General features: G+C 62.1%; 17 protein-coding genes. 12 read left to right on the top strand and 5 right to left on the bottom strand.

Annotation, left to right across the window (positions count from 1 at the left end; translation table 11 throughout):
• Positions 1-171 precede the first annotated feature (171 nt).
• Complete coding sequence (locus tag N5D61_RS00810; RefSeq protein ID WP_279890143.1) at positions 172-1,719, bottom strand: TerC family protein; 1,548 nt, start codon at positions 1,717-1,719, stop codon at positions 172-174.
• A gap of 375 nt (positions 1,720-2,094) precedes the next feature.
• On the bottom strand, positions 2,095-2,586 hold the full coding sequence (locus tag N5D61_RS00805) for a GNAT family N-acetyltransferase (protein WP_108238116.1): 492 nt from the start codon (positions 2,584-2,586) through the stop codon (positions 2,095-2,097).
• Positions 2,587-3,187: 601 nt separating this feature from the next.
• On the opposite strand from N5D61_RS00805, the gene glgA reads away from it, so the two are divergent.
• The 8 genes from glgA to N5D61_RS00765 all read left to right on the top strand — a co-directional run bounded on the left by glgA (position 3,188) and on the right by N5D61_RS00765 (position 16,714).
• Complete coding sequence (glgA, locus tag N5D61_RS00800; RefSeq protein WP_279890142.1) at positions 3,188-4,774, top strand: glycogen synthase GlgA; 1,587 nt, start codon at positions 3,188-3,190, stop codon at positions 4,772-4,774.
• Between the two features lie 27 nt (positions 4,775-4,801).
• Positions 4,802-6,616, top strand: coding sequence for a malto-oligosyltrehalose trehalohydrolase (gene treZ, locus N5D61_RS00795; RefSeq protein ID WP_279890141.1), 1,815 nt, complete (start codon positions 4,802-4,804; stop codon positions 6,614-6,616).
• On the top strand, positions 6,606-8,675 hold the full coding sequence (malQ, locus tag N5D61_RS00790; protein ID WP_279890139.1) for a 4-alpha-glucanotransferase: 2,070 nt from the start codon (positions 6,606-6,608) through the stop codon (positions 8,673-8,675). Before treZ ends, malQ begins: the two co-directional genes overlap by 11 nt.
• Positions 8,676-8,683: 8 nt before the next feature.
• Positions 8,684-11,467 carry a malto-oligosyltrehalose synthase gene (locus N5D61_RS00785; protein ID WP_279890138.1) on the top strand — a complete coding sequence of 928 codons (2,784 nt, stop codon included), beginning with the start codon at positions 8,684-8,686 and terminating at the stop codon, positions 11,465-11,467.
• 17 nt (positions 11,468-11,484) lie between these two features.
• Positions 11,485-11,892 carry a DUF2934 domain-containing protein gene (locus N5D61_RS00780; protein ID WP_279890137.1) on the top strand — a complete coding sequence of 136 codons (408 nt, stop codon included), beginning with the start codon at positions 11,485-11,487 and terminating at the stop codon, positions 11,890-11,892.
• 186 nt (positions 11,893-12,078) lie between these two features.
• Positions 12,079-14,268, top strand: coding sequence for a glycogen debranching protein GlgX (glgX, locus tag N5D61_RS00775; RefSeq protein ID WP_108238110.1), 2,190 nt, complete (start codon positions 12,079-12,081; stop codon positions 14,266-14,268).
• 208 nt (positions 14,269-14,476) lie between these two features.
• Positions 14,477-15,451 carry a GlxA family transcriptional regulator gene (locus N5D61_RS00770; protein ID WP_279890136.1) on the top strand — a complete coding sequence of 325 codons (975 nt, stop codon included), beginning with the start codon at positions 14,477-14,479 and terminating at the stop codon, positions 15,449-15,451.
• 264 nt (positions 15,452-15,715) lie between these two features.
• Entirely contained in the window at positions 15,716-16,714 is a 999-nt protein-coding gene (locus tag N5D61_RS00765) for an alpha/beta hydrolase (protein ID WP_347881570.1), read from the top strand.
• A 92-nt stretch (positions 16,715-16,806) separates the two neighbouring features.
• On the opposite strand, the gene N5D61_RS00760 is transcribed toward N5D61_RS00765, so the two are convergent.
• Positions 16,807-16,995, bottom strand: a complete 189-nt coding sequence (locus tag N5D61_RS00760) for a hypothetical protein (protein ID WP_108238157.1) — start codon at positions 16,993-16,995, stop codon at positions 16,807-16,809.
• A 211-nt stretch (positions 16,996-17,206) separates the two neighbouring features.
• Here N5D61_RS00760 and N5D61_RS00755 point away from each other — a divergent pair, with 211 nt between their 5' ends.
• Entirely contained in the window at positions 17,207-19,036 is a 1,830-nt protein-coding gene (locus N5D61_RS00755) for a monovalent cation:proton antiporter-2 (CPA2) family protein (protein ID WP_279890135.1), read from the top strand.
• A 70-nt stretch (positions 19,037-19,106) separates the two neighbouring features.
• Here the strand turns inward: N5D61_RS00755 and N5D61_RS00750 are convergent, their stop codons facing one another.
• Positions 19,107-19,982, bottom strand: a complete 876-nt coding sequence (locus tag N5D61_RS00750; protein ID WP_108238107.1) for a LysR substrate-binding domain-containing protein — start codon at positions 19,980-19,982, stop codon at positions 19,107-19,109.
• Positions 19,983-20,129: 147 nt separating this feature from the next.
• Between N5D61_RS00750 and N5D61_RS00745 the strand changes: the two genes are divergently transcribed.
• Positions 20,130-21,659: an MFS transporter gene (locus N5D61_RS00745; RefSeq protein ID WP_279890134.1), complete on the top strand. Its 1,530-nt coding sequence runs from the start codon at positions 20,130-20,132 to the stop codon at positions 21,657-21,659.
• A gap of 173 nt (positions 21,660-21,832) precedes the next feature.
• Positions 21,833-22,054 carry a DUF2790 domain-containing protein gene (locus N5D61_RS00740; protein ID WP_279890133.1) on the top strand — a complete coding sequence of 74 codons (222 nt, stop codon included), beginning with the start codon at positions 21,833-21,835 and terminating at the stop codon, positions 22,052-22,054.
• Between the two features lie 36 nt (positions 22,055-22,090).
• Here N5D61_RS00740 and N5D61_RS00735 read toward each other — a convergent pair whose 3' ends face one another.
• Positions 22,091-23,227 (bottom strand): glycerate kinase, encoded by a 1,137-nt coding sequence (locus N5D61_RS00735; RefSeq protein WP_279890132.1) that lies wholly within the window; start codon positions 23,225-23,227, stop codon positions 22,091-22,093.
• Positions 23,228-23,523: 296 nt separating this feature from the next.
• Here N5D61_RS00735 and N5D61_RS00730 point away from each other — a divergent pair, with 296 nt between their 5' ends.
• Positions 23,524-24,729, top strand: a complete 1,206-nt coding sequence (locus tag N5D61_RS00730) for a GGDEF domain-containing protein (protein WP_279890131.1) — start codon at positions 23,524-23,526, stop codon at positions 24,727-24,729.
• The last annotated feature ends 118 nt before the right edge of the window (positions 24,730-24,847 follow it).

The following is a 24,847-nucleotide window of genomic DNA, read 5'->3' as shown; positions in this document are numbered from 1 at the left end:
GCGCCCCCCTCACGCTGCCGCTCGCGTTGGCGACGGCAGCGGTTGAGGCGGCGCAGGCAGCGTAAAGGTGGCGAGGCTCGGCCACCGCTGCCCGCCCCGCCGCGCTGAACACCTCGCGACACCTGGTCGCTTCAGGCCCGAGGCCGCGGCTTCCCAGCGATGGCGCCGGGATCACGCCTTGCGCAACAACACCCGGGTGACCCGTCGTTCCTGCACCTGAACGACCCTCAGGTCCCATCCGTCACATCGCACTTGGTCACCCACGACCGGCAAGCGATCCAGCGCACTCATGATCAACCCTGCCAGGGTCTGGTATTCATCCGTGGCGGGCGTCTTGAAACCCAGACGCTCACGCAGATGATTCAGATTGATGGCGGCATTGACCAGCATGCCGTCACCCTCTTCGACCATGTCAGGCGCCTCGGCCTCGCTGGCGTCGGGCAATTCTCCGGCAATGGATTCAAGGATGTCGGTCATGCTCAGGATGCCGACGAAGTCGCCGAACTCGTTGACCACGAAGGCGATGTGCGTCGATTCGGCCCGCATCTGATCCAGTGCATTGAGGATCGAAAAGCTGTCGAGCAGGTTCACGGCATCGCGCTTGAGCCGCTCGAGATCAGGCTCGTTGCCCGCCAACATGGCGTTGAGCAACTCCTTCTTGTGCACGAAACCCAATGGCTCCTCTACCCGACCGTTGCGAATCAGGGGCAACCGCGAGTAGGAAGACGCCATCAACTGTTGGCGGACATGGGCCGCATCATCTGCGAGATCGATCATGTCGACGTCATTGCGCGCAGTCATTACCGTGCGGATGGGGCGCTGTGCAAGTTGCAACACGCCACTGATCATCACGCGCTCGCGACGCTCGAACACGGGCTCTTCGCTGTCGCCGTCGAGCATGTCGACGATGTCTTCGCCCACTTCCTCGACACCGGGTTTGCGCCCACCCAGCAGTCGCAGCACGGCGTGAGCCATGCGCTCACGGCGTGGCAGGTGCCCTTTCAGGCTACGCTTGCGCCGCGATCGGGCAATCTGGTTGAACAGCTCGATCAGGATCGAGAATCCGATCGCCGCGTACAGATAACCCTTCGGAATGTGGAACCCAAGGCCGTCGGCAGTGAGGCTGAACCCGATCATCATCAAGAAACCCAGACACAGCATGATCACGGTGGGGTGGGCATTGACGAACGAGGTCAGGGGTTTGCTGGCGATGATCATGATGGCGATCGAGAACACCACGGCGATCATCATCACCGACAGCTCATCGACCATGCCCACCGCCGTGATGACCGCATCCAGCGAGAACACGGCGTCGAGCACCACGATCTGCGCCACGATTGGCCAGAACAACGCATACGTGGTGCCGCCAGTGCGCTGCGCCACATGGCCTTCGAGGCGCTCATGCAGTTCCATGGTGGCCTTGAACAGCAAAAAGATACCGCCAAACAGCATGATCAGGTCGCGGCCGGAGAACGCCTTTCCAAAGACCTCGAACAAGGGTTCGGTCAGGGTCACCATCCACGAAATACTGGCCAGCAGGCCGAGGCGCATGATCAATGCCAGCGACAAGCCCAGGACGCGAGCCCGGTCACGCTGCTCAGGGGGCAGCTTGTCGGCGAGGATGGCGATGAACACCAGGTTGTCGATGCCCAGCACGAGTTCCAGCACGATCAAGGTCAGCAGGCCAAGCCATGCCGTAGGATCCGCAAGCCATTCCATGGGTCAATGGTTCCTTTTCAAAAGCGGGAAGACAGGCACAGCGAAGCCCGGCGCGCGCCGATGCGGGCCGAGGTTGGAGGTCAATGCAAGAAAGCGCGGGGCTGCGTCAGACTGTGGGTGAACGGCATGACCGCTCGATGCGCCAAGGGGAAAACAACTGGGGGGTTCCAGTGAAGGGGACATGAGGTTCCTGAATTCAATACGGGAGGCGATCCTACATCGCCCACAGAATCGCCTTACAGGATAGAACTGTTACAAATGTTTTGAACGGTGTTGCTCCCGCAACAGCCTTCGCCGTTCCGTCTGCCAGGCTGCGCGTCGCCAGGAGCGCCCCAAGCAGGCGCAACCCGGCGAGCCGCACGGCCACCACCATGATTACAGAGCTTTTTGCCAGAACAGCGCGCGCCCCATTCGAGGGTCGAGCTGATAATCGGCATAGCCCATCTTGCGGTAAGCCCCTTGGGCGACCTGATTACCCTCCAGGACTTCCAGGGTGATTTTGCAGCAACCGCGCTGACGGGCGATTTCTTCCACCTTGGCGAGCATCTTCTGACTGATGCCCTGCCCCCTTGCCGAACCCACGACCACCACGTCGTGAACGTTGACCAGCGGTCGACAGGCGAAGGTCGAGAAACCTTCGAAACAATTGACCAACCCCACCGGCTCGCCAGCGATGAAGGCCAGCACGCTGAACGCGTGGGGGCGCTTGGCCAATTCGAACGCCAGTTGCTCACGGGTGTCCATCGACAGTGATTCGCCACCGCCCATGGCGTCTTCAGCGTATTGATTGAGCAGAAAGCCGATGGCTTGTGCGTGAACCGGGTTGCTATAGCTGGCCTGCAGGACCAGCACCTCAGGGGCTTGCATTGACTTCCTCTACACCTCGGGGGTTATCAGGCAGCGAGACTTGAAACGCCTCGTGCCGCGTGCGCCGGATTCTACCGTGGCACGCACTAAAAGATCCCGATACGAAAGTAGGAATTTTCTGTACGAGTAAGCGGATCGGTTCACGCTGCACCGAGAAAAGGCGCGCCCAGGCATACGCTTGCCCCGTGCCCGGAAACAGCGCGCGCGGGGCACAGGAATAAGGCACGGCGGCCAATTGTCGAACAATCCGACCAACGGCATGGACCTCGGGATTTGTGCCTTTATAGCGGGAAGAGAGGCCCAGCAAGCGGCTGGCAAAATTCTGTAGTGGGAATCCACGCTGACTACATTTGGGCGCCATGCCGCGTGCCAGACCTTTCCAACAAAAAAAGTCGAAACTTCTACAACGGCCCTGGGTCATGTGATTAGAGCGCCTATGCTAAGGGCTAAAGCCTAGGCAGAGGCCGCTTTCACCCTTGTCCTTTCTATGCAGTCGGTAAATGGGTATCGATTTTGCGTAGGTCTTGTGTGTCTGGCCATAGGACATGGCCAAGTAGAACCAAGTGCTGTACCAACACTGCGTATCGAATGGGAGAAAACGATGATTAGTGCCGCTGTCAAAACCCAGAAGGGAGAGAGTTTTAATCAGCCGGCCAGCGAGCTGACCCATCTGCCGGTCTTCGCAACGACGAGCGTACCTTTGCTGCAACTGCCCCCTGTCCAACCAGGCATGTCGATGGCGAATCGGAAAAAAATCCTTTTCGTCACCTCGGAAATGGCCGATCTGGTGAAAACCGGCGGCCTGGGTGATGTGTCTGCTGCACTGCCGCGCGCCATGCGCCACCTTCACGATGTACGCGTGCTGATTCCCGGCTATCCACAGGTCATCAATAGCGGAAACCCGATTCACATTATTAGCCAGTTGAACGGCCACGCCGCCCTGCCTCCCTGCAAAATCGGCCGGATGGACATGAAAGACGGCTTGGTCATTTATGTGCTGATCTGCCCGGAGCTCTACGAGCGCGAAGGCACCCCCTATGGCGACAACCAGGGTCGAGACTGGTCCGATAACCACATTCGCTTTGCCCGTCTGGGCCTGGCAGCGGCGGACTTCGCCGCCGGCGCCGTGAAAACCCAATGGTGCCCCGAGCTGGTCCACGCCCATGACTGGCCTGCTGGCCTGGCCCCTGCGTACATGAAATGGCGCGGCCAGAGCACGCCCAGCATCTTCACGATCCACAACTTGGCTTATCAAGGCTTTGTCAGCACGGCGTCGAGTCGTGAACTGGGCATCCCGGATGAGGCGCTGGGCCCGGATGGCATGGAGTTCTACGGGCGCCTGTCGTTCATCAAGGCGGGCATGGCCTACGCCAGCCACATCACCACCGTCAGCGCGACCTACGCCGAGGAAATCACCACCCCTGACTTCGGCTGTGGTCTGGAAGGCTTCCTGCAGAGCAAGGCCATGCGCGGCCAACTGAGCGGGATTCCCAACGGCATCGACGAAAGCTGGGATGCGGCCACCGATGACCATTTGATTTGCAACTTTGCGCCGAATGAATGGAAGCGCAAAGAAATCAACGCCGATTACGTGCGCGAGCTGTTCGAACTCGAACCCTCGACCGGCCCTTTGTTCGCCGTGGTCTCCCGACTGGTCTACCAGAAGGGCCTGGACCTGACCATTGGTGTGGCTGAGTTCATCGTCAATAACGGTGGGCAGATTGCGATCATCGGTCGCGGAGAACCGGACGAAGAAGACGCCATGCGCGCCCTCGCCGCTCGCTTCCCCGGTCAGATCAGCGTGCGCGTGGGGTTCAATGAGACCGATGCCCGTCGCATGTTCGCCGGCAGCGATTTCCTGCTCATGCCTTCTCGTTACGAGCCTTGCGGCTTGAGCCAGATGTACGCCCAGCGTTTTGGCTCCTTGCCCGTGGCGCGTCGGACCGGCGGCCTGGCAGACACCATCGAAGACGGCTGCACGGGCTTCCTGTTCGACGAATCTACGGTGGAAAGCTACACCGAGGCGCTGACCCGCGCCTTCAACGTCTTTGCCAACCCGACGCTGCTCAATGCCATGCGTTGCCGTGCAATGGCGGCGCCTTTCGACTGGCACAAAGCGGTGGAACCCTACGCCGATCTCTATCAGGAACTGCTGAAAAAGAACGTGGGAGCGGCACTGCATTACTGATTCTTGAACTGAAAAAAGGGGTAACGGATGCCTTTGCGCACGGAAGAGAGGTGGCGCCATGGCGCCGCCCTGTTGGATCCCGCACATACCCGGTTCGCCCTGTGGGCACCGGATGCGAAACGCGTCAGCGTAGAAATCGAAAACGGGCCGTCGCAGGCCCTCCTCGCGCAAGAGGACGGCTGGTTTGTCCTCGATGCTCAGTGCGCTGCCGGCACGCGCTATCGCTACAAAATCGATGACGATCTTCTCGTACCTGACCCGGCCTCCCGGGCTCAGGTCGACGACGTGCAGGGCTACAGCCAAGTGATCGATCAGGCCGCCTTTGCCTGGCAACAGCACGCCTGGCAGGGCCGACCCTGGCACGAGGCGGTCATCTGCGAAGTGCATGTGGGCGCCCTCGGCGGTTTCGTCGGCGTCGAACAGCACTTGCAGCATTGGGCCGACACTGGCTTTACCGCAATCGAATTGATGCCCATCGCGCAATTTCCGGGCGATCGCAACTGGGGCTATGACGGCGTGCTGCCCTACGCACCGCAGTCTTCCTACGGCTCGCCGGAACAACTCAAACATTTGATCGACACCGCCCATGGGCTGGGGCTGGCAGTGATCCTGGACGTGGTCTACAACCATTTCGGGCCTGACGGCAACTACCTGGGCCACTATGCCAAGCACTTCTTCCGCAGCGATAAAAAGACGCCCTGGGGGGACGCCATCGATTTTCGGCGACCCGAGGTGCGCGACTTTTTCATCGACAACACACTGATGTGGCTGCAGGACTACCGCTTCGACGGCCTACGCTTCGACGCGGTGCACGCCATCGAAGACCCGACCTTTCTCAAGGCGCTCGCCGAGCGCGTGCGGCAGGAAATTGCGCCGTCGCGTCACGTCTGGCTGGTGCTGGAAAACGAATTCAACGAAGCCCATCGCATGGAACAGGGCTTCGATGCGCAATGGAACGATGACGGCCACAACACCTTGCATGTGCTGCTGACCGGCGAGACGGACGCCTACTACACCGATTTCGCCGAGCAACCGACGCATAAGCTGGCCCGCCTGCTGAGCGAGGGGTTTGTCTACCAGGGCGAATCGACGCGCCATGGCCATGGACGCGGCGAACCCAGCGCACACTTGGCTGCGACCTCGTTCGTGCTGTTTCTGCAGAACCACGACCAGATCGGCAACCGTGCGCTGGGCGAGCGTCTATCGCAGCTCTGTCCGCCTGAGGCCCTGCGTGCGGCGACAGCCTTGCTGCTGCTGTCACCGATGATCCCGCTCACGTTCATGGGCGACGAATGGGGGGCGAGCGAGCCCTTCCTGTTCTTTACCGACTTTCATGACGAACTGGCCGATGCCGTGCGCGAAGGCCGTCGCGGCGAGTTCAAGGACTTTGCCGCGTTCGCCGATCCAGAGCAGCGCGAACGCATCCCGGACCCCAATGCTCTGCAGACCTTCCAAGCGTCGCGTCCGGCCTTCGATGCCTTGCTGCTGGAAACGGACAAGGGGCAGGATCATCGGAATTGGCTGTCGCTGTACAAAACCCTGTTGGGTCTGCGCCATCGGCACGTTGTTCCGCGCCTTGAGGGGGTGCAAGCCCTGGGCGCTCAGGTACTGGGTGATAAAGCGGTCAGCGCGCGCTGGCAGATGGGCGACGGCACTGTGTTGCGCATCGACCTGAACCTCAGCGCACATCCGCTGGAGAGCGAGGCGTACAGCGCGCAACAGGTCATTCATGAATCACATCCAAAATCGGCAGAACTTTCCCAATCCGGCACCCTCAATCCCTACACGGCCATTGTCAGCCTGATATCGAGTGACGTTGTGGAGGAACAGAATGAGCAATGACTCATTGGAAATGCTGGCGGTCGAGGCCGGGCTGTCAGTCGATTGGAAAGACGCCAACGCCCGACCGCAAAGGGTTAGTCCGGAGGTGCTGCGCAAGGTACTGAACGGACTAGGCTACCCCGCCGACGACGACGCACAGATCGATGAAAGTCTGAAACGCCTCCAGGAACAAAGCCAGTCAACAACGCCTCCGCCGCTGCTAACGGTCGACCACGGCAGCAATCTGGATCTTTCGGCATGGTTCAAGCCCGGGACACCCTTCGTGCTGGAGCTCGAGGACGGCTCGCGGCTGGATGCCAAACTGACCGCCAACGGCGAGTTGCCCGCGTTGGCAACGGTGGGTTACCAGCAACTGGCGATCGCGGGTCAGCACCTGACCATCGCTGTCGCACCCAAGACGGCCTACACCCTGGCGATGGCCATGGACACCGGCGTGCCCCGCGCGTGGGGCCTGACCTTGCAACTGTATTACTTGCACCGCAAAGGCGATGGCGGCTTCGGCGATACCCAGGCGCTGGAAACCTTCGTTCGCTCGGCAGGCGAACGGGGCGCGGCGGCCGTGGCCATCAGTCCGGTGCATGCAATGTTTTCCAACGACAGCGAGCGCTTCAGCCCCTATTCCCCTTCCAGTCGCCTGTTTCTCAACGCCCTGTATGCAGCCCCCGGCGCCATCCTTGGCGAGCGAGCGGTGCGCGCCGCCGTCGAGCAGACCGGGTTGGGCGAGGAACTGCAGCGCCTGGAGGGCTTGCCCCTGATTGACTGGCCCGCCGCAGCGGCGGCCAAATGGAAACTCTACCGGGCCCTGTATGCGTCGTTCATCGGCGGCGCCCATCCACTGCACGAGGATTTCAACAGCTTCCGTCATGCAGGCGGTGAAGCGCTGGAAAATCACTGCCGCTTCGAGGCCCTGCGCGATGAAGCCGATGCGTTGGGTATCGGAGGCAACTGGCACGAATGGCCAGACGCGTACAAAAACCCGCGCAGCCCCACCCTCAACGAGTTTGCGTCCCGACATGGCGAGCAAATCGGCTTCCACGCCTTCGCTCAGTGGCTGATCGCGCGAGGCCTGGAGCGAGCACAGACCGCAGCCAAAAGCAGTGGCATGAGCATTGGCCTGATCGGGGATCTGGCGGTGGGCGCCGACGGCGCCGGTAGCCAGGCCTGGAGTCGTCAGGACGAGCTGCTGTCGGCTCTCACCGTAGGGGCCCCACCGGACATCCTCAACCGCTCGGGGCAGAGTTGGGGCATCTCCGCCTTCTCGCCCACCGGCCTGAAGCGCAACGGGTTTCGCGCCTTTATCGAGATGCTGCGCGCCAACTTCGCCCACGCAGGCGGTTTGCGCATCGACCACGTGATGGGTTTGCAGCGGCTGTGGGTCGTTCCGTTGGACTCCCCCCCGAGTGAAGGGGCGTACCTGAATTACCCGCTGGACGACATGCTGCGGCTGTTGTGCCTGGAATCCTGGCGCCACAAGGCTGTGGTGCTTGGCGAAGACCTGGGCACAGTGCCGGATGGCCTGCATGAGAAACTCTCGAGCAGGGGCATCCTGGGCATGCGGGTGCTGCTGTTCGAACAGGACAACGCCCATTTCAAACCCATTATCAAATGGTCCGACGATGCGCTGGCGACCACCAGCACCCATGACCTGCCCACCCTGACCGGCTGGCTCAGCGAGCTGGACATCGACTGGAACAAGACCCTGGGCCACATCGACGAAGAGACCGAGCAGCAATGGCGCACTGCGCGCGAGCGTGAACGCCAAGGGCTGCGCGCAGCCATGCAGCACAATTACGGCATGCACGGCGCCGACGACACCGATCTCATCGATGGCAGTGTGCGCTATCTGGGCCACACCCGTGCGCCGTTGGTCCTGCTGCCGATCGAGGACGCGCTGGGCATCGACCAGCAAGCCAACTTCCCAGGCACCACTGACAGTCACCCTAATTGGCGTCGGCGCCTGCCCGGCGACAGCGCCGCGCTGCTGGATAACCCAAATGCCGCTCGCCGCCTGGAAATACTCGCCCTCGCACGGCGCCAGGCTGCGGAGCGCGATCAATGAGCTCATTCATGCCTGCCTTGAAATCACTGCGCGCCACTCAGCGCCTTCAGTTCCACAAAGACTTTACCCTCGACGACGCCACGGCGCTGGTGCCCTACTTCGCTGCACTGGGCATCAGCCATGTCTACGCATCGCCCCTGCTCAAGGCGCGCGCCGGGTCCATGCACGGCTATGACGTGGTCGATCCGCGAGTGATCAACCCTGAACTGGGCGGCGAGCCCGCGCTTCGTCGCTTGGTCGCGGCGCTGCGCGAGCACGGCATGGGGCTGATTCTGGACATCGTCTCCAACCACATGGCCGTGGGCGGTGCCGACAACCCTTGGTGGCTGGACTTGCTGGAATGGGGGCAACGCAGCCCCTACGCGAAGTTCTTTGACATCCAGTGGAATTCACCCGACCCCTTGCTCAAGGGCCAGTTGCTGCAGCCGTTCCTGAGCACCGATTACGGGACCGTGCTGCAGAACGGCGAGGTGCCTGTGCGCTTCGACGCCGAGCAAGGCAGCTTCCGGGTCGAACACTACCAGCATCACTTTCCGATCAACCCGGGGACTTACGGCCCGTTGCTGTCGGCAGCGAATCGGCCAGAGCTGGACGAGTTTGCCGAGCGCTTTACTCAGCTTGACAGCCAACCCGACGCCTACGAACGTGCCAAGGCGGCCAGAGCGGATCTGGTTGCGCGGATCAAGGCAGATCCGTCCCTGGCCGAAGCCATCGAATCAGGCCTGGCGCAATTCGATTCACGGGAGCCGGAAGGCTTCGAGCGACTGCATCGACTGCTGGAGCGCCAAGACTACCGGCTGGCCAGTTGGCGTACCGCGGGCGACGACATCAACTGGCGGCGGTTCTTCGACATCAATGAACTGGGCGGCCTGAAAGTCGAGCGCTCGCAGGTGTTCGAAGCCACCCATGCGAAGATTTTCCAACTGATCGCCGAGGGCCTGGTGGATGGTTTGCGCATTGACCACATTGACGGCCTGGCAGACCCTCGAGGCTATTGCCGCAAACTGCGTCGCCGGGTCGACAGCCTGCTGAAGCTGCGTCCGAAAGGCACCGAACTTAGCCATGTGCCGATTTTCGTCGAAAAGATCCTCGGCCCTGATGAGCCCGTACGCGCCGACTGGAACGTGGACGGCACCACCGGCTACGAGTTCATGAACCAAGTGTCACTGCTGCAGCACGATCCCAAAGGCGAAGCGGTGCTGGGGGACCTGTGGAGCCGCATCAGCGGGCGCACCGCCGATTTCAACCAGGAAGTGCTCGAAGCACGCGATCTGGTGCTGCATGGCTCCCTGGCCGGGGATTTCGAAAACCTCGCCCAAGCGCTGCTCCAAGTGGCTCGCAGCGACGTGATGAGTCGCGACCTCACCTTGGGCGCTATTCGACGTGCCCTGCTGGCGCTGGTGGGCAACTTCCCGGTGTACCGCACCTATATCACCGCCTGTGGGCGCTCGGAGGAAGACAAACGCTTCTTCCAACAAGCGATGGAAGGCGCTCGAGAAACGCTGAGCGAGGGTGATTGGCCAGTGCTGGATTCCCTGGCGCGCTGGCTGGGCGGCGAGCGGCTGCGCGACTACCCCAGCGGCCCCCTGCGCGAAATGCGGCGCAAAGCGTGCAATCGCTTCCAGCAACTGACCTCGCCCGTGGCGGCCAAATCGGTCGAGGACACCTCGTTCTATCGCTCGGCCGTCCTGCTCTCGCGCAACGACGTCGGCTTTCACCCGCAACATTTCAGTGCACCGATCACCGCATTTCACGATGCATGTATCGAACGCGGTGCGCATTTCCCCAACAACCTGCTGACCACCGCCACCCACGACCACAAGCGCGGAGAAGACACCCGTACCCGCCTGGCCGTGCTCAGCGAGCACGCTCCCTGGTATGCCGAACAAGTGGAACGCTGGCTGCAACTGTCTGCACCCCTCAAGGAGGGCGAGACCCAGATCAGCCCTGGCGACGAACTGATGCTGTATCAGGCCATGCTGGGCAGTTGGCCCTTTGGAATCGAGGGGGACGAGGCCTTCGAAGCCTATTCGAAACGTTTGACGCAGTGGCAGGAAAAAGCCTTGCGCGAAGCGAAACTGCATAGCAGTTGGAGCGCACCCAACGAGGCGTACGAGACGGCTTGCCGTGAATTTCTGCAAACGGTGTTGATGAGCCCGGATGCCCTGGCCTTGCGTCAATCTATTGGTGCGACTGCCAATCGGATCGCCCCCGCAGGCGCGTTGAACAGTCTGGCGCAAACTTTGCTGCGGATGACCGTGCCCGGTGTCCCTGATCTGTATCAGGGCACTGAATTCTGGGATTTCAGCCTGGTGGACCCGGACAACCGTCGTCCGGTGGACTACCCCGCTCGCCAACGCGCGCTGAGTGACACCACGGCGCTCACCGAGCTGCTCGCCCAGTGGCAGGACGGTCGGATCAAACAGGCGTTGATCGCACAGGTGCTCATGCTGCGCGATCAGTACCCGACGCTGTTCAGCGACGGCCGCTATCAACCCCTCGACGTGGTCGGCGAACAGGCCGAACACGTCTTGGCCTTTGCCCGAATTCAGGAGGATAAGCGGGCGATCGTTGTGGTTCCACGTTTGCCGGCTGAACTATTGGGCACCGCGCAAACTCCATTCATCAACGCGGCAAATTGGGGCGATACACGAATTATCCTGCCGTTCGCTGATTCAAATCCAAATTGGAAGGGACTTTTTGCGCAGACTACAGTCACAACCAACAAGGAATTGTCGCTCAGCGCAGCGCTCAAGGAATTTTCCGTCAATCTGCTTTTTCAAACCTTGTAATACCTGGGAGTGTCGAGATGAGTGCCGACGAAAAACGAATCAGCGAGCTGGCCCACCAGATTTGGGAATCTGAGGGCAAGCCTCATGGTCAAGACGCGCGCCATTGGGAAATGGCTCGCAAACTGGCAGACGCGGAAGCCAAGTCGCCTAGAAAAGCGGCGTCGGCCAAAGCGGCCAAGCCCAAGGCTGAACCTAAAACTGCGGCGTCCAAGCCGGCGGCAAAGTCCGCCGATAAATCCGCCGCGAAACCGGCTGCCAAACCCGCTGTGAAGGCGGCCGAGAAGCCTGCTGCCAAACCCAAGGCACCGGCCAAACCTAAAGCCGCCGCCAGCACCGCCGATTCCGGATCGGCCAAGCCGGCGCCCAAGCCTGCTGCCAAACCTGCCGCGAAGAAGGCGCCGGCTGCCAAGCCTCCCGCGCCGTGAATCGCCCACGGCGAGTGATCGTCGTACTGCAAGCCTTTACCGCAGGGATCGCCTGAAAAAGATCGTCCCCCTGCGGTAACCCCTTTGCCCCAACCCAATTCGATTACGCAGTTCGGCGGTTAACGCTCCGCCAACGGCACGGGCGCTGTTCGCCTTCAGGAAATCACTCGAACTTCAGGAACCACCATGAGCAAGCAAGACAAGAACACCGCCCCCGAGAAAAAAGAAGCAGCGAAAGCCGACGCACCGGAAACCCCGACTTCGCGTATTCGGGAAGGGCTGCCCTTCCCGCTTGGCGCCAACTGGGACGGACTGGGCGTCAACTTTGCGATCTTTTCCGCCAACGCGACCAAGGTCGAACTGTGCCTGTTCGATGCCACCGGCGAAACCGAGCTGGAACGCATCGAGCTCCCCGAGTACACCGATGAGATCTTTCACGGCTACCTGCCCGACGCCCATCCAGGGCTGATTTACGGCTATCGCGTGTACGGTCCGTACGACCCCAAGAACGGTCACCGCTTCAACCACAACAAGCTCTTGATCGACCCCTACGCCAAGCAGTTGGTGGGCGAACTCAAATGGTCCGAAGCCTTGTTCGGCTACACCATCGGCCACCCCGATGGCGACCTCAGCTTCGATGAGCGAGACAGTGCGCCGTATGTGCCCAAAAGCAAGGTCATCGACCCGGCGTACACCTGGGGCCGTGATCAACGCGTCGCGGTACCTTGGGAAAAAACCATTCTCTACGAGACCCACACTCGCGGGTTCACCATGCGTCACCCGTCCGTCCCAGATGAGCTCAAAGGCACGTTTTCCGGACTGATGGTCGATGACGTGATCCAGCACATCAAGGGGCTGGGCGTGTCATCCGTGGAACTGCTGCCGATCCATGCCTTCGTCAACGATCAACACCTGCTGCAAAAGGGCATGACCAACTACTGGGGCTACAACAGCATCGCGTTCTTCGCCCCGGACCCTCGTTACCTGGCCCATGGCAAGATCGCCGAGTTCAAGGAAATGGTCGCGCACATGCACCACGCGGGCCTCGAAGTCATTCTCGACGTGGTCTACAACCACACTGCCGAAGGCAATGAGTTGGGCCCGACCCTGTCCATGCGCGGCATCGACAACGCCTCGTATTACCGGCTGATGCCCGATGACAAGCGTTACTACATCAACGACTCCGGCACCGGCAACACACTCGACCTCAGCCACCCCTGCGTCCTGCAGATGGTCACCGACTCGCTGCGGTATTGGGCGAGCGAAATGCACGTCGATGGTTTCCGCTTCGACCTGGCCACTATCCTGGGCCGCTACCACGACGGTTTCAACGAGCGGCACAGCTTCCTGGTCGCTTGCCGTCAGGACCCAGTGCTGCGTCAGGTCAAACTCATCGCCGAGCCATGGGACTGCGGCCCGGGTGGCTATCAGGTCGGGCACTTCGCGCCGGGTTGGGCGGAATGGAACGACAAGTTCCGCGACACCGTCCGCGCATTCTGGAAGGGCGACGAAGGTCAGCTGGCGGACCTGGCCAGCCGTCTGACGGCCTCTGGCAACCTGTTCAACCATCGCGGGCGCCGGCCGTTCGCCTCGGTGAACTTCGTCACCGCCCACGACGGCTTCACGCTGCACGACCTGGTGTCGTACAACGACAAGCACAACGAAGACAATGACGAGAACAACCAGGACGGCAGCAACGACAACCGCTCGTGGAACCATGGCGTAGAGGGCCCGACCGAGGACCCGGACATCAATGCATTGCGTCTGCGCCAGATGCGCAACTTCTTCGCCACCCTGCTGTTCTCCCAAGGCACGCCGATGATCGTCGCCGGCGACGAATTCGCGCGTACCCAACACGGCAACAACAACGCGTATTGCCAGGACAGTGAAATCGGTTGGGTCAACTGGGATTGGGACGCCGACGGCAAGGCACTGCACACCTTCGTCAAGCGCCTGATCAAGCTGCGCCTGACCTACCCTGTGCTGCGTCGCGGACGTTTCCTGGTGGGTGATTACAACGAGGAGCTGGGGGTCAAGGACGTTACCTGGCTGTCACCCAACGGTGACGAAATGGGCATCGAGCAATGGGAAGATCGCAACGCCAAGTGCCTGGGCATGTTGATCGATGGACGCGCTCAGGAGACCGGCATCCGCCGCCGCGGTGCCGACGCCACGATGCTGCTGGTGGTCAACTCGCACCATGAAGGGGTCAACTTCACCCTGCCGGAAGTGCCGGAAGGCGTGAACTGGATCGGCCTGGTCGATACCAACCAGCCGGATATCAAAGGCAAGGAGCGGTTTGAATTCGGTACCGAATACACCGTCACCCCTCGTTCGCTGCTGCTCTTCGTGTTGCAGAAAGAGGATGAGGCGTGATCGCTCCGGCAGCCTAGCCTGATCCCACCTCAATCGGCGCCCGAACCCTCCGTCACAGGAAACGGTTCGGGCGTCCGCCTCCTTGCTCCCCTCCCCAATCGCCCGCCGCTGTACCGAAATGCCTCTCAAGTGCCTTAAACTGCCGCCTGGCAATGGATGAAACCCCGACGGCACCCGCCGCGCGGGCCAGGATCAAGGCGGTCGCTGCATGCAAGGTACGAAAACGCATAAAACGGTAGTGATGGTGCTGTTCAATGACGTGCTGTTGCTGGATGTCACAGGCCCGATGGATGTCTTTTCCATTACCAACCGCATGCTCCCTCCAGAAAAACATTACCGACTGCTCACCGTCTCCGAACACCCCGGCTGGGTCCGCGGCTCTTCAGGCTTGAAGGTGCAGGCCGACTTGCCGTTGCATGGCTGCCCCTCAGACATTGACCTGCTGCTGGTGCCTGGCGGGCCAGGCGCTTATGGGACCCGCCATCCGCAGTTGAACGAGTGGCTGCCTGATGCGGCTCGTCGGGCGCGGCGCTTCGGCGCAATCTGCACCGGGATTTTCCTGCTGGCCGACGCCGGGCTGATCGACGGATACCGCTGCACAACGCACTGGAACTACGTCGAACGTTTGAAGCGTGGCTACCCCGCAGCGCGGGTGGAAACCGAGCAGATCTACGTGATCGATCGAAACCTGATCACGTCCGGCGGCATTACTGCCGGTATCGACATGGCCCTGGCGGTCGTCGCCGAAGACCATGGCAAGGACATTGCCCTGGAGGTGGCGAAAGTCTTGCTGGTCGCGATGAAACGCCAGGGCGGCCAGACGCCCTATGGCCCGTTGTTGGCGGCCGTGCCCCGCGATGGCTCGGCCATTGCCCGGGTGCAGGCCTACGTCGTGGATCACATCGACCAGGCCTACAGCATTTCCCGAATGGCGGAAATCGCCGCCATGAGCCCGCGCAATTTTGCCCGTGCGTTTCAGCGTGAAGTGAACATGACCCCCATGCAATACGTGCAGAACGCCCGCATCGATCACGCGCGCAAGCTCCTGGAAGCCTGCGATGTGCCGCTCAAGGTGCTGGCCTCGCGTTGCGGGTTCGGCAGCGCTCGGCACATGCGCAAGGTGTTCAACGAGCGTATCGGGCTGTCGCCGAACCAGTATCGACAGCAATTCGGTGGTGGGTGATCGTGCTCCTCGCCTCAGCCACGGCGCTTGACGTCGGGCTGGGCGCGGCTGACAGGCGTGTGTATCACCGTGTATCCCGGCTCGACACGCATACGCCGTGTTGCAACGCCCGCCCCCCTGGGACACATCGCAGATACACAGGCGCGCTGAAATGCACCCAAGGCACCCGAGGAGGAATGGCCCTTCTCGCCCCTTGATCAACATGGAGACGCTCCCGTGAAACGGACTGAACACCGCACAAGCCCTTGGTTACACCCACGCCGGATCTTCAACGCATCGTTTTTCGCTCTGGGGCTGATGGGGGCAGCGGACTACGCAGCGGCGCAAGACGCCGCACCTGTCCCAGTCAGCGCCGTCATGGCAACACCTTTCGGGCCGCTCAAACACATCAACGCCGGCTTGTTGAACGTGGCGTACGCGGAAACCGGCCCGGCCGATGGCCCGGTGGTGGTGCTGCTGCACGGCTGGCCCTACGACATTCACAGCTACGACGAGGTCGCCCCCCTGCTCGCCGCGAAAGGCTACCGCGTGTTGATGCCCTACGCCCGAGGCTACGGTGACACCCGCTTTCTTTCTGACCGAACGCTGCGCAACGGCCAGCCAGCGGCACTGGCCAGCGATGTCATCGACTTCATGGATGCCCTGAACATCAAGACTGCGGTGCTGGGCGGTTACGACTGGGGCGCGCGCTCGGCGGACATCGTCTCGGCGTTGTGGCCCGAGCGCGTCAAGGCACTGGTTTCAGTCAGCGGTTACTTGATCGGCAATCAGGCGGCGGGAAAAAATCCGCTGCCGCCCAAAGCCGAACTGCAATGGTGGTATCAGTTCTATTTCGCCACCGACCGCGGCCGTGCGGGCTACGAAAAAAACACCCACGACTTCGCCAGGCTGATCTGGCAAACGGCCTCACCCCAGTGGGCGTTCGACGATGCCACCTACGATCGCAGCGCCAAGGCGTTGGACAACCCGGATCATGTCGCCATCACCGTCTTCAACTATCGCTGGCGCCTGGGCCTGGTGCAGGGCGAAGCCCGCTACGATGCCCTGGAGCAGAAACTGGCCACCACGCCCGCCATTGGCGTTCCGACCATCGCCCTGGAAGGTGATGCCAACGGTGCGCCTCATCCGGCGCCAGAGGATTACGCCAAGCGCTTCACCGGAAAATACGAATTTCGTCTGATCCGCGGTGGCATCGGGCACAACCTGCCGCAGGAAGCGCCGCAGGCGTTCGCTCAGGCCGTCATCGATGCCGATCATCTGTGAGGCAGCAGTGTTGAGGGGAAGGTGAATGGACGCGGCCCCAAGCGAGCCGCGGATGTCGAAGCCGGCACGAGGGCCGTGCCGGTTTCAACACCTCAGCGCTTGACCTTGCGCCGCAGGATGCCGTTCAGCACCACCACAACCACCGCAATGAACATCGCGATGTACTGAAAAGTCTTCTGGTCCAACACACCGATGGTCTGCAGGTGGGACATGCCAAGCATGATAACCAGGACGCTCAAGGCGATGATGATCGAATAAATCAGACGCTGTTTGTGGGTCATTGCGGGGTCCTGAAAAACGGAAAAGAACATCTGCACCAAGGCAAAAGCGTGCGCCATCTTACGCGCTCACAAAGGTGATATCACCCCGCGCACGCAGATCCCATACTGCGACGAAGCGTCTCGCCGACGAAACCCTTCGGCTTGAGCGTGGTTTAATACCCGCGCGTTACGTGCCGTGCATGCCATTTTTCGTTGTTGGAAGGAGTCCCCAATGCCTCATGAAGGCAGCCTGCTGCAAGCCGCAGTCGTGTTTCTGCTCGCCGCCGTTTTGACTGTGCCACTGGCCAAGCGCCTGCAACTGGGCGCGGTCATCGGTTACCTCATCGCCGGAGTCGTCATCGGCCCGTCAGGCTTGGGCCTGATCGGCAATCCGCAAAGCGTTGCCCACATTTCCGAGCTGGGCGTGGTGCTGTTGTTGTTCATCATTGGCCTGGAGCTTTCGCCCAAACGCTTGTGGGTCATGCGTAAATCGGTGTTCGGGGTGGGCTTGGCCCAAGTGTTGCTGACCGGGCTGGTGATCGGCACCGTCGCCCTGCTCGGCTTCGGCCAGCCGCTCAACAGCGCGGTCATCCTCGGCCTCGGCCTGGCGCTTTCTTCCACGGCCTTCGGTTTACAAAGCCTGGCGGAGCGCAAAGAGTTGAATGCGCCTCACGGGCGGCTGGCGTTTGCCATCCTGTTGTTTCAGGACATCGCCGCCATCCCGTTGATTGCGCTGGTGCCCATGCTTGCCGGCGGGAACCATGACGCATCCTCCAGCGACTCCCTGCGCCACGGCCTGCAAGTGCTGGGCGGTATCGCAGTGGTGGTGATCGGCGGCCGGTACCTGCTGCGTCCCGTGTTTCGGATCGTGGCCAAAACCAAGCTGCAGGAGGTGTCCACCGCGACGGCCCTGCTGGTGGTCATCGGAACGGCCTGGCTGATGGACTTGGTGGGTGTGTCGATGGCACTCGGCGCGTTTCTCGCCGGTTTGCTGCTGGCGGACTCGGAATACCGGCATGAGCTGGAATCGCAGATCGAGCCCTTCAAGGGGCTGCTCCTGGGGCTGTTTTTCATCAGCGTCGGGATGGGCGCCAACCTTGGCTTGCTGTTGAGCTCCCCAATCACCGTTCTTGCGCTGACCCTTCTGCTGATCGCACTCAAACTGCCGCTGCTGTTCTTCGTCGGGCGCTTGGCCGGCGGGCTCGGCGCACAAAGTGCGTTGCGGCTGGGGCTGGTGCTGGCGGCTGGGGGCGAATTCGCCTTTGTGGTGTTCAAGATCGGTCGCGATCAGGGTCTGTTCGACGCCAGCCTGTATGACACGCTGGTGCTGACCATCACCCTGTCGATGGCCCTGACCCCGCCACTGTTGCTGGTGATGTCCCGCTGGCTCAAGCCCAAGCCGGTGGTCAAGGAAGTGCCCGAGGAATATAAAGAGATCGAATCCGACGCGCCGCGCGTGGTCATCGCCGGTATGGGCCGGATGGGGCAGATCGTGGCGCGTATCCTGCGGGCGCAGAAAATCCCTTTCATCGCCCTGGACACCTCAGTGGAAACCATCGAGTTCACACGCAGTTTCGGCAACGTGCCGGTGTTCTATGGCGATCCGTTGCGCCCGGAAATCCTGCGCGCCGCCAAGGTCGACCAGGCCGAGTACTTCGTCATCGCCACCGACGACCCCGACACCAACATCAAGACTGCCGAATTAGTGCGCAAGCTTTACCCGCACCTGAAGATCATCGCCCGAGCCCGGAACCGCCAGCACGTGCATCGTCTGATGGATCTGGACGCACAGGCCGTACGTGAGACCTTCTATTCCAGCCTGGAGATGACCCGGCGCACGCTGATCGGGCTGGGCTTGAGCGAAGCGCAGGCCGCGGCGCGCATCAACCGTTTCAAACGGCATGACGAACAAGTGCTCAACCGCCAGCATTTGATCTATGACGATGCGGCGAAGGTCATGCAGAGCGCGCTGGAAGCACGAACGGAGCTGGCGGAGCTGTTCGAATCCGACCGCATGGACGAAGCAGCCGACGAAGCAGCCGACGAAGCCGCCAAAGGCTGACAGCCGCTTCGCTCATCGGCCTGACAGCTAAGGACGACGACGCACTCGAGAAAGGCGCGCCTTCACCGGATCACGGCTCCCGAGAGCGCTTCACATGGTCGATGAAGCGCGCTACCGCGGGGGCCTTTTCGTAGCGCCGATGGATCAGCGAGAGACAGGAGGTGGGCTGACAGTCGTCGATGCGTCGGTACACCACGTTCGGCAACTGAACATGGTCCACCACCGAGGCGGGGACGACGGCCACACCCTGCCCCAGGCTCACTAGGGCAATCACTGAGACCAGCCCTCCCGGCTGCGGCCCGAGCGTCGGCGTGAACCCGCCATGGGCGGCGACGTCCAGGGTGCCGGAAATCTGTTCGGGCAGGATGAACGTCTCGTTCTGCAAATGCCGCGCGTCGAGGGTGCTCAGCCCGCATAGCCAAGACGTGTCCGGGAGAGCCAGGGCGAAGTCCTCGGCCAACAGCTTCACGGCCTCGAGCGAATCCGGCAGGCTCATGGGCGAACGGATGAAGCCCACGTCCAGCCGCCCCTCTTCGACCATGCGCGGCAACGACGGCATCGCGTGCTCGGTGATGGCGAAGTCCACATCGGGATGGTGCTGGCGAAATTGCCCGACCTGACGCTGCAGCACCCCCGAAAACACAGCGGACGCCACATACCCCAATTCGATCTTGCCCGCCTCGCCACGACCGGCGCGCTCGACGTTGTAGCGCGCGGTCTCGAACTGCCGCACCGCCAGCTCGGCCTCGATCTGCAATGCCCGCCCGGCCTCGGTCAAGCGCACCTCCCGTTGCTCGCGCACGAACAATCGCGTGCCCAGTGCGTTTTCCAGATCCTGGATCTGGCGAGTCAGCGTGGGCGGCGCAATGCCCAACTGCTCGGCGGCACGGGTGAAGTGGCGATGGCGGGCCACCGCAAGGAAATAGCGGAAATGGCGGATCTCCATGATGCGTTACCTTTGAGGAAATGAAATGGTTCAAGGACGCTAACGGAGAATAACCCATATCCCGTTATGCTCAATGCGGCGGGGCACGAGGCAGCAAATCCTGCCGCTCTGCCAATTGCTTATTAGCTAACCCTCGTTGGAGAAGTCATGTCATCCCCCTCTCCCCGCATGACCTTGCTGACCGCGTCGGGCGTATGCTCGCTGATCGTGCTCGACACCAACATCGTCGCGGTGACGTTGCCGAGCATTGCGCGGGACTTGGGCGCCGGTTTCGCCGACATCGAATGGGTGGTCAGCGCGTACATGCTGAGCTTCGCCGCATTGCTGCTGCCTGCCGGCAGCCTGGCGGACCGTTTCGGGCGCAAGAAGACCCTCCTGGTCGGGCTCGTGCTGTTCATCCTGGCGTCCGTGGCCTGCGGCGCGGCCCCTGGCATTGTGTTTCTCGACGTTGCACGGGCCGTAAAAGGCGTGGGCGCCGCACTGTTGCTGACCTCGGCGCTTGCCACCATCGGCCATGTGTTCCACGACGAGGTCGAACGGGCCAAGGCCTGGGCGTTCTGGGGCGCGTGCATGGGGGTGGCGATGACGGCGGCCCCGACCCTGGGCGGCCTGATTGCGGAGGGGGTCGGCTGGCGCTGGATTTTCTACCTCAACGTGCCGGTCGGTCTGTTACTTCTGGCCTTGGCCGTGCGCCACATCGGTGAGTCGGGTGACCCAGCATCGGCGCGTCTCGACCCGGTGGGAAGCCTGTTGTTCAGTGCTGGTTTGCTGAGCCTGATCTGGGGCCTGATCGAAGCCAATCGCCTGGGCTGGGGCCACCCGCTGACGTTTGCGCGAATGGCAGCCGGCGCGCTGCTCATGGCACTTTTCGTGATGGCTGAGCGTATGCAGCGTCGCCCCATGGTGGACCTGCAACTGTTTACCTCTGCACGCTTCATCGGTGCGTTGCTGGGAATGTTCGCCTACGCCGGATGCGCCCAGGTCATGATGACCCTGCTGCCGTTCTATCTGCAAAACGGACTGGGTTTCAGTGCCATCGGCGCCGGGCTGGGCATGTTGCCGTTCGCTGTCACGATGCTGTTGTGCCCACGCCTGGGCCCCACGTTGTCCCGCCACCTCTCTCCCGCCGCCATGATGGCGCTGGGGCTGACACTGGTCAGCCTGGGTAACCTGCTGTGCGCCGGTGCGACCGTCGTCGGCGGATACCCTGCGTTCGCCGTGGCCATCGCCCTCACCGGCGCGGGCGCAGGGCTGCTCAACGGCGACACGCAGAAAAACATCATGGCCTGCGTCCCCCGCACCCGCACGGGCATGGCGTCGGGCTTGAGCACCACCATGCGCTTCAGTTCGATCCTCCTGGCGGTGGGTGTCTACGGCGCGCTGCTGGCCAACCACACCCAGAACGCGCTGACCGAGGGCCTGCACCAGGCTGCGCCCCAGTGGCTGGACCATGCTGGAGAGATGGCGTCGCGCGTGGTGGCTGGCGACATGTCGGCAGCGCTGAACACCCTGGATGCCAGCGCTCGCGTCGTCGTCGAGCCGCTGGCTCGCGAGGCGTTCATCAGCGGCTTCGGCGCGGTACTGGGGTTGGCCGGCGGTATTGGCCTGGTGGCGGCATTGATGGTGGGAACCCTCATGCGCAAGCCGATTCCCGTGAGCCAGTGGCAGCCTGGCTGACCCGATCGGAGCGGAAGGTCAGCAGGGGATGCAAGGGACATGGGACCGAGGCAACCCCGTCCTCAGGGCAGAAAGGCCCGAGTTGACCCGGTTTTTTCAAGGGCAGAGGGAATAACCGTACTCCGGCTTCGTCATACCGGTTCGAACGTTATTGACCCTATGAGGACACCCTGATGAAAACCACCCTGATCGCACTGACCCTGACCGTCCTGAGCAGCATCGCCCTGACTGCCCAAGCCGACGTGAAAACCATGCCCCCGATTCAGGAATACACCTACGGCACCCCTCTGGACATCGCCGAAGTGACCAAGACCCCCAATCTGAATTTCTGTGGCGTGCGCCCGGTCGACCTCAGTTACGTCGATCACATGGGCAAAGCCCATACCTTGCGTTAAGAAACCAGTGGCAACGCCTGCCTGGGCGACAACTGATCAGCGCGCTGCCAGTTGCCACAACCGCGCCAGATCCCGAGCGCGGTCATGCAACAGCGTTGGCGCGTCGCGGCACGCCTGCTCCAGGGTCATGGGACCGCTGGTCAGTGCAAAGGCGGCGCTGATGCCGTGTTCGTACAGGTCGGCGTACCCGTCGCCCAGCGTGCCGGCCAGCACGATGACCGGTATCCCGGTGCGGCGGGCGATCCTGGCCACCCCGAAAGGCGTCTTGCCGCGCAGGGTCTGCGCGTCGAAGCGGCCTTCACCGGTGATCACCAGATCGGCGTCTTGCAGCGCATCGGCCAGGCCGGTGAGGTCCGCCACCACCTCCACGCCCGGGCGGAAGGAAGCGTTGAGGTAGGCCCTGGCCGCGAAGCCCATTCCGCCCGCCGCGCCACTTCCGGGTTGCTCACTGTGATCCTCACCGAGCACCCGCGCCGAGTGTTCGGCGAAATGCTTCAAGGCAGCGTCGAGCGCCAGTACCTGTTGGGATGAAGCGCCTTTTTGCGGGCCGAAGATGTGCGATGCGCCCTGAGGGCCGCAGAGCGGGTTGTTGACGTCGGCGGCGACTTCGAACTGCACGGCCCCCAGCCGAACGTCCAGGGCAGACAGATCGATTTTCGCCAACTGGGCGAGCGCCAGCCCCCCAGGGGGCAAGGGCTTGTCGCTGGCGTCCAGAAAAACCCCGCCCAGCGCGGCCAACATGCCGGTGCCGGCGTCGTTGGTGGCACTGCCGCCAATGGCGAGAATGATGCGCTGCGCTCCAGCGTCCAGCGCCGCGGCGATCAGTTGCCCGGTGCCATAGGTGCTGGTCACCGTGGCATCTCGCTGTTCCAGTGTCAGCATCTGCAGCCCGCTGGCCATGGCCATCTCGATGATGGCGGTGTGCGTGTCCGCCAGCCAGCCCCATTTAGCTTGAACCGCAGCGCCCAGCGGGCCACTGACTTGGCTCGTCATCCATTGCCCGCCGCACGCCGCCAGAACCGCTTCGATGGTTCCTTCGCCACCGTCGGCCATCGGGCATTCCACCAGCCGCGCTTCGGGCCAGACTTCCCGCAGACCTCTGGCAATCGCTTGAGCCACCCCTTGGGCGCTGAGGCTGTCCTTGAAGGAATCCGGGGCGATGACGATCTTCATGGCGTTCTCCTTATTCGAATGAAGCAATCTTCGCACGGCTGCTCGGTTTTTCCGCCAGCCTGTCGCACAGTGGCCGCTCCGGTTGATTGTTCACTTGAACAAAAAGCCTCGGAATTCCGCGGTCAACGTCGACGCCGCGGGTGTCCTTCTCTATAACGTCATGGGTGGCGCAGAGGATGAAACACTGGCCACGGCAAATATGACACTATATAGCCACTATTTTACGAGGGTTATGGCAGCCGTATCGCCGTTTGAACACGGTCGCCATCACTCGCCCCTACGAATTTCGTCGTCCTATGCTCCTGAACGATCCGGTCACCCTGCTTCTGATCATTATCCCGTTCGGACTGATGACCACGCTGATGTTGTGCCTGTCGTACGTTGGCAGCAGCGGCCATCGCGCCCCGCTCCACGGGTGGATCGCCGGAGACCTGGTGCTGGCTGCCTACCGTGCGACGGACCTGCTGCAACCCGGGGTGCTTCCGCCCGCTTTCGGTTGGCTGGGCATCCTGCAGCCAGAAACGGCATTCATCGTCAGCACGTCAGGCCTGCTGCTGGCCATTGGATGCCACACGCTGGCGCTGCATCAACTGGCCGATACTCCCCGCCCGAGGCGTTGGCAGACTGGTGTATTGGCGATCCCGTTGTTGATCTACGGCCTGGGCGCCGGGGTATTGCTGCACAGCGCCTATCTGCTGGCGTGGTTCTTTCTGTTTTGCGTGATCACCATTGGCCTGCAGTGCAGCGTCACCTGGCCGCTGCGCAAGCGCTTTCGCGGAGCCTGGGCCTTGTTGGCGGGGCACGCCGCGCTGCTGATCTTCCACGGCTGCAACGCTTTGACCTCGGCAATCGATCCCCCGGGGCCGGTCAATTTCGACGAACCGGACATGTTTTCACTGCCAGCGCTGGCGATGGATTTCATGGTCTCGTTTCTGTTTACCCTCAGCTTCGCCTTGATGCTGCAGGAACAATTGCGCCAGCAAGTGGTGCGGTTGAGCATTACCGACACCCTGACCGGGGCGTTGAATCGTCGAGGCGCGGTGTCGACCATTCTTCAACAAGAACGGCGGCAAGGCGCTGCGCAGCGTTATCCCCTGGCCGTGGCAATGGTGGATCTGGACAACTTCAAGCGCATCAACGATCAACACGGTCATGCCGTGGGCGATCTGGCATTGCAAGTGTTTGCCCGGACGGTGACAGGGCTGATGCGCAAGGACGATGTCTTTGTGCGCTGGGGCGGAGAGGAGTTTCTGCTGGTGTTTCCCGGAACGGATGTGCGGCAAGCCCAAGGGTTCATGAAGCGCTTGCGCGATGCCCTCGAGCAACTGCCGAGCTCAGGTGACCTGCCCTTTCGGATCGGCTTCAGTGCCGGGCTGGTTCAGACCTCGTCGATGGACCGCCGGGAAGACTTTGAAACGTTGCTGCGTGCGGTGGACAAGGCCTTGTATCGGGCCAAGCAAGTGCGCGGGCGGGTTGAAGTCGTGGAAGCGATGGACCTGTAGACCCGACCCTGACCACCACCCGATCCGCTGGCCGCCCTACCTGCTAGAAAACGCTCCAGTGTCGCTCGGCGGCGCATGAGCCCGAGCCCGGCGAGTGCTCGCCTTGGATCGGGCTCAC

This window comes from Pseudomonas sp. GD03842 (assembly GCF_029841165.1).
In the GTDB taxonomy this organism is placed as follows: Bacteria; Pseudomonadota; Gammaproteobacteria; order Pseudomonadales; family Pseudomonadaceae; genus Aquipseudomonas.
This window is presented reverse-complemented; position numbering and strand designations above follow the sequence as displayed.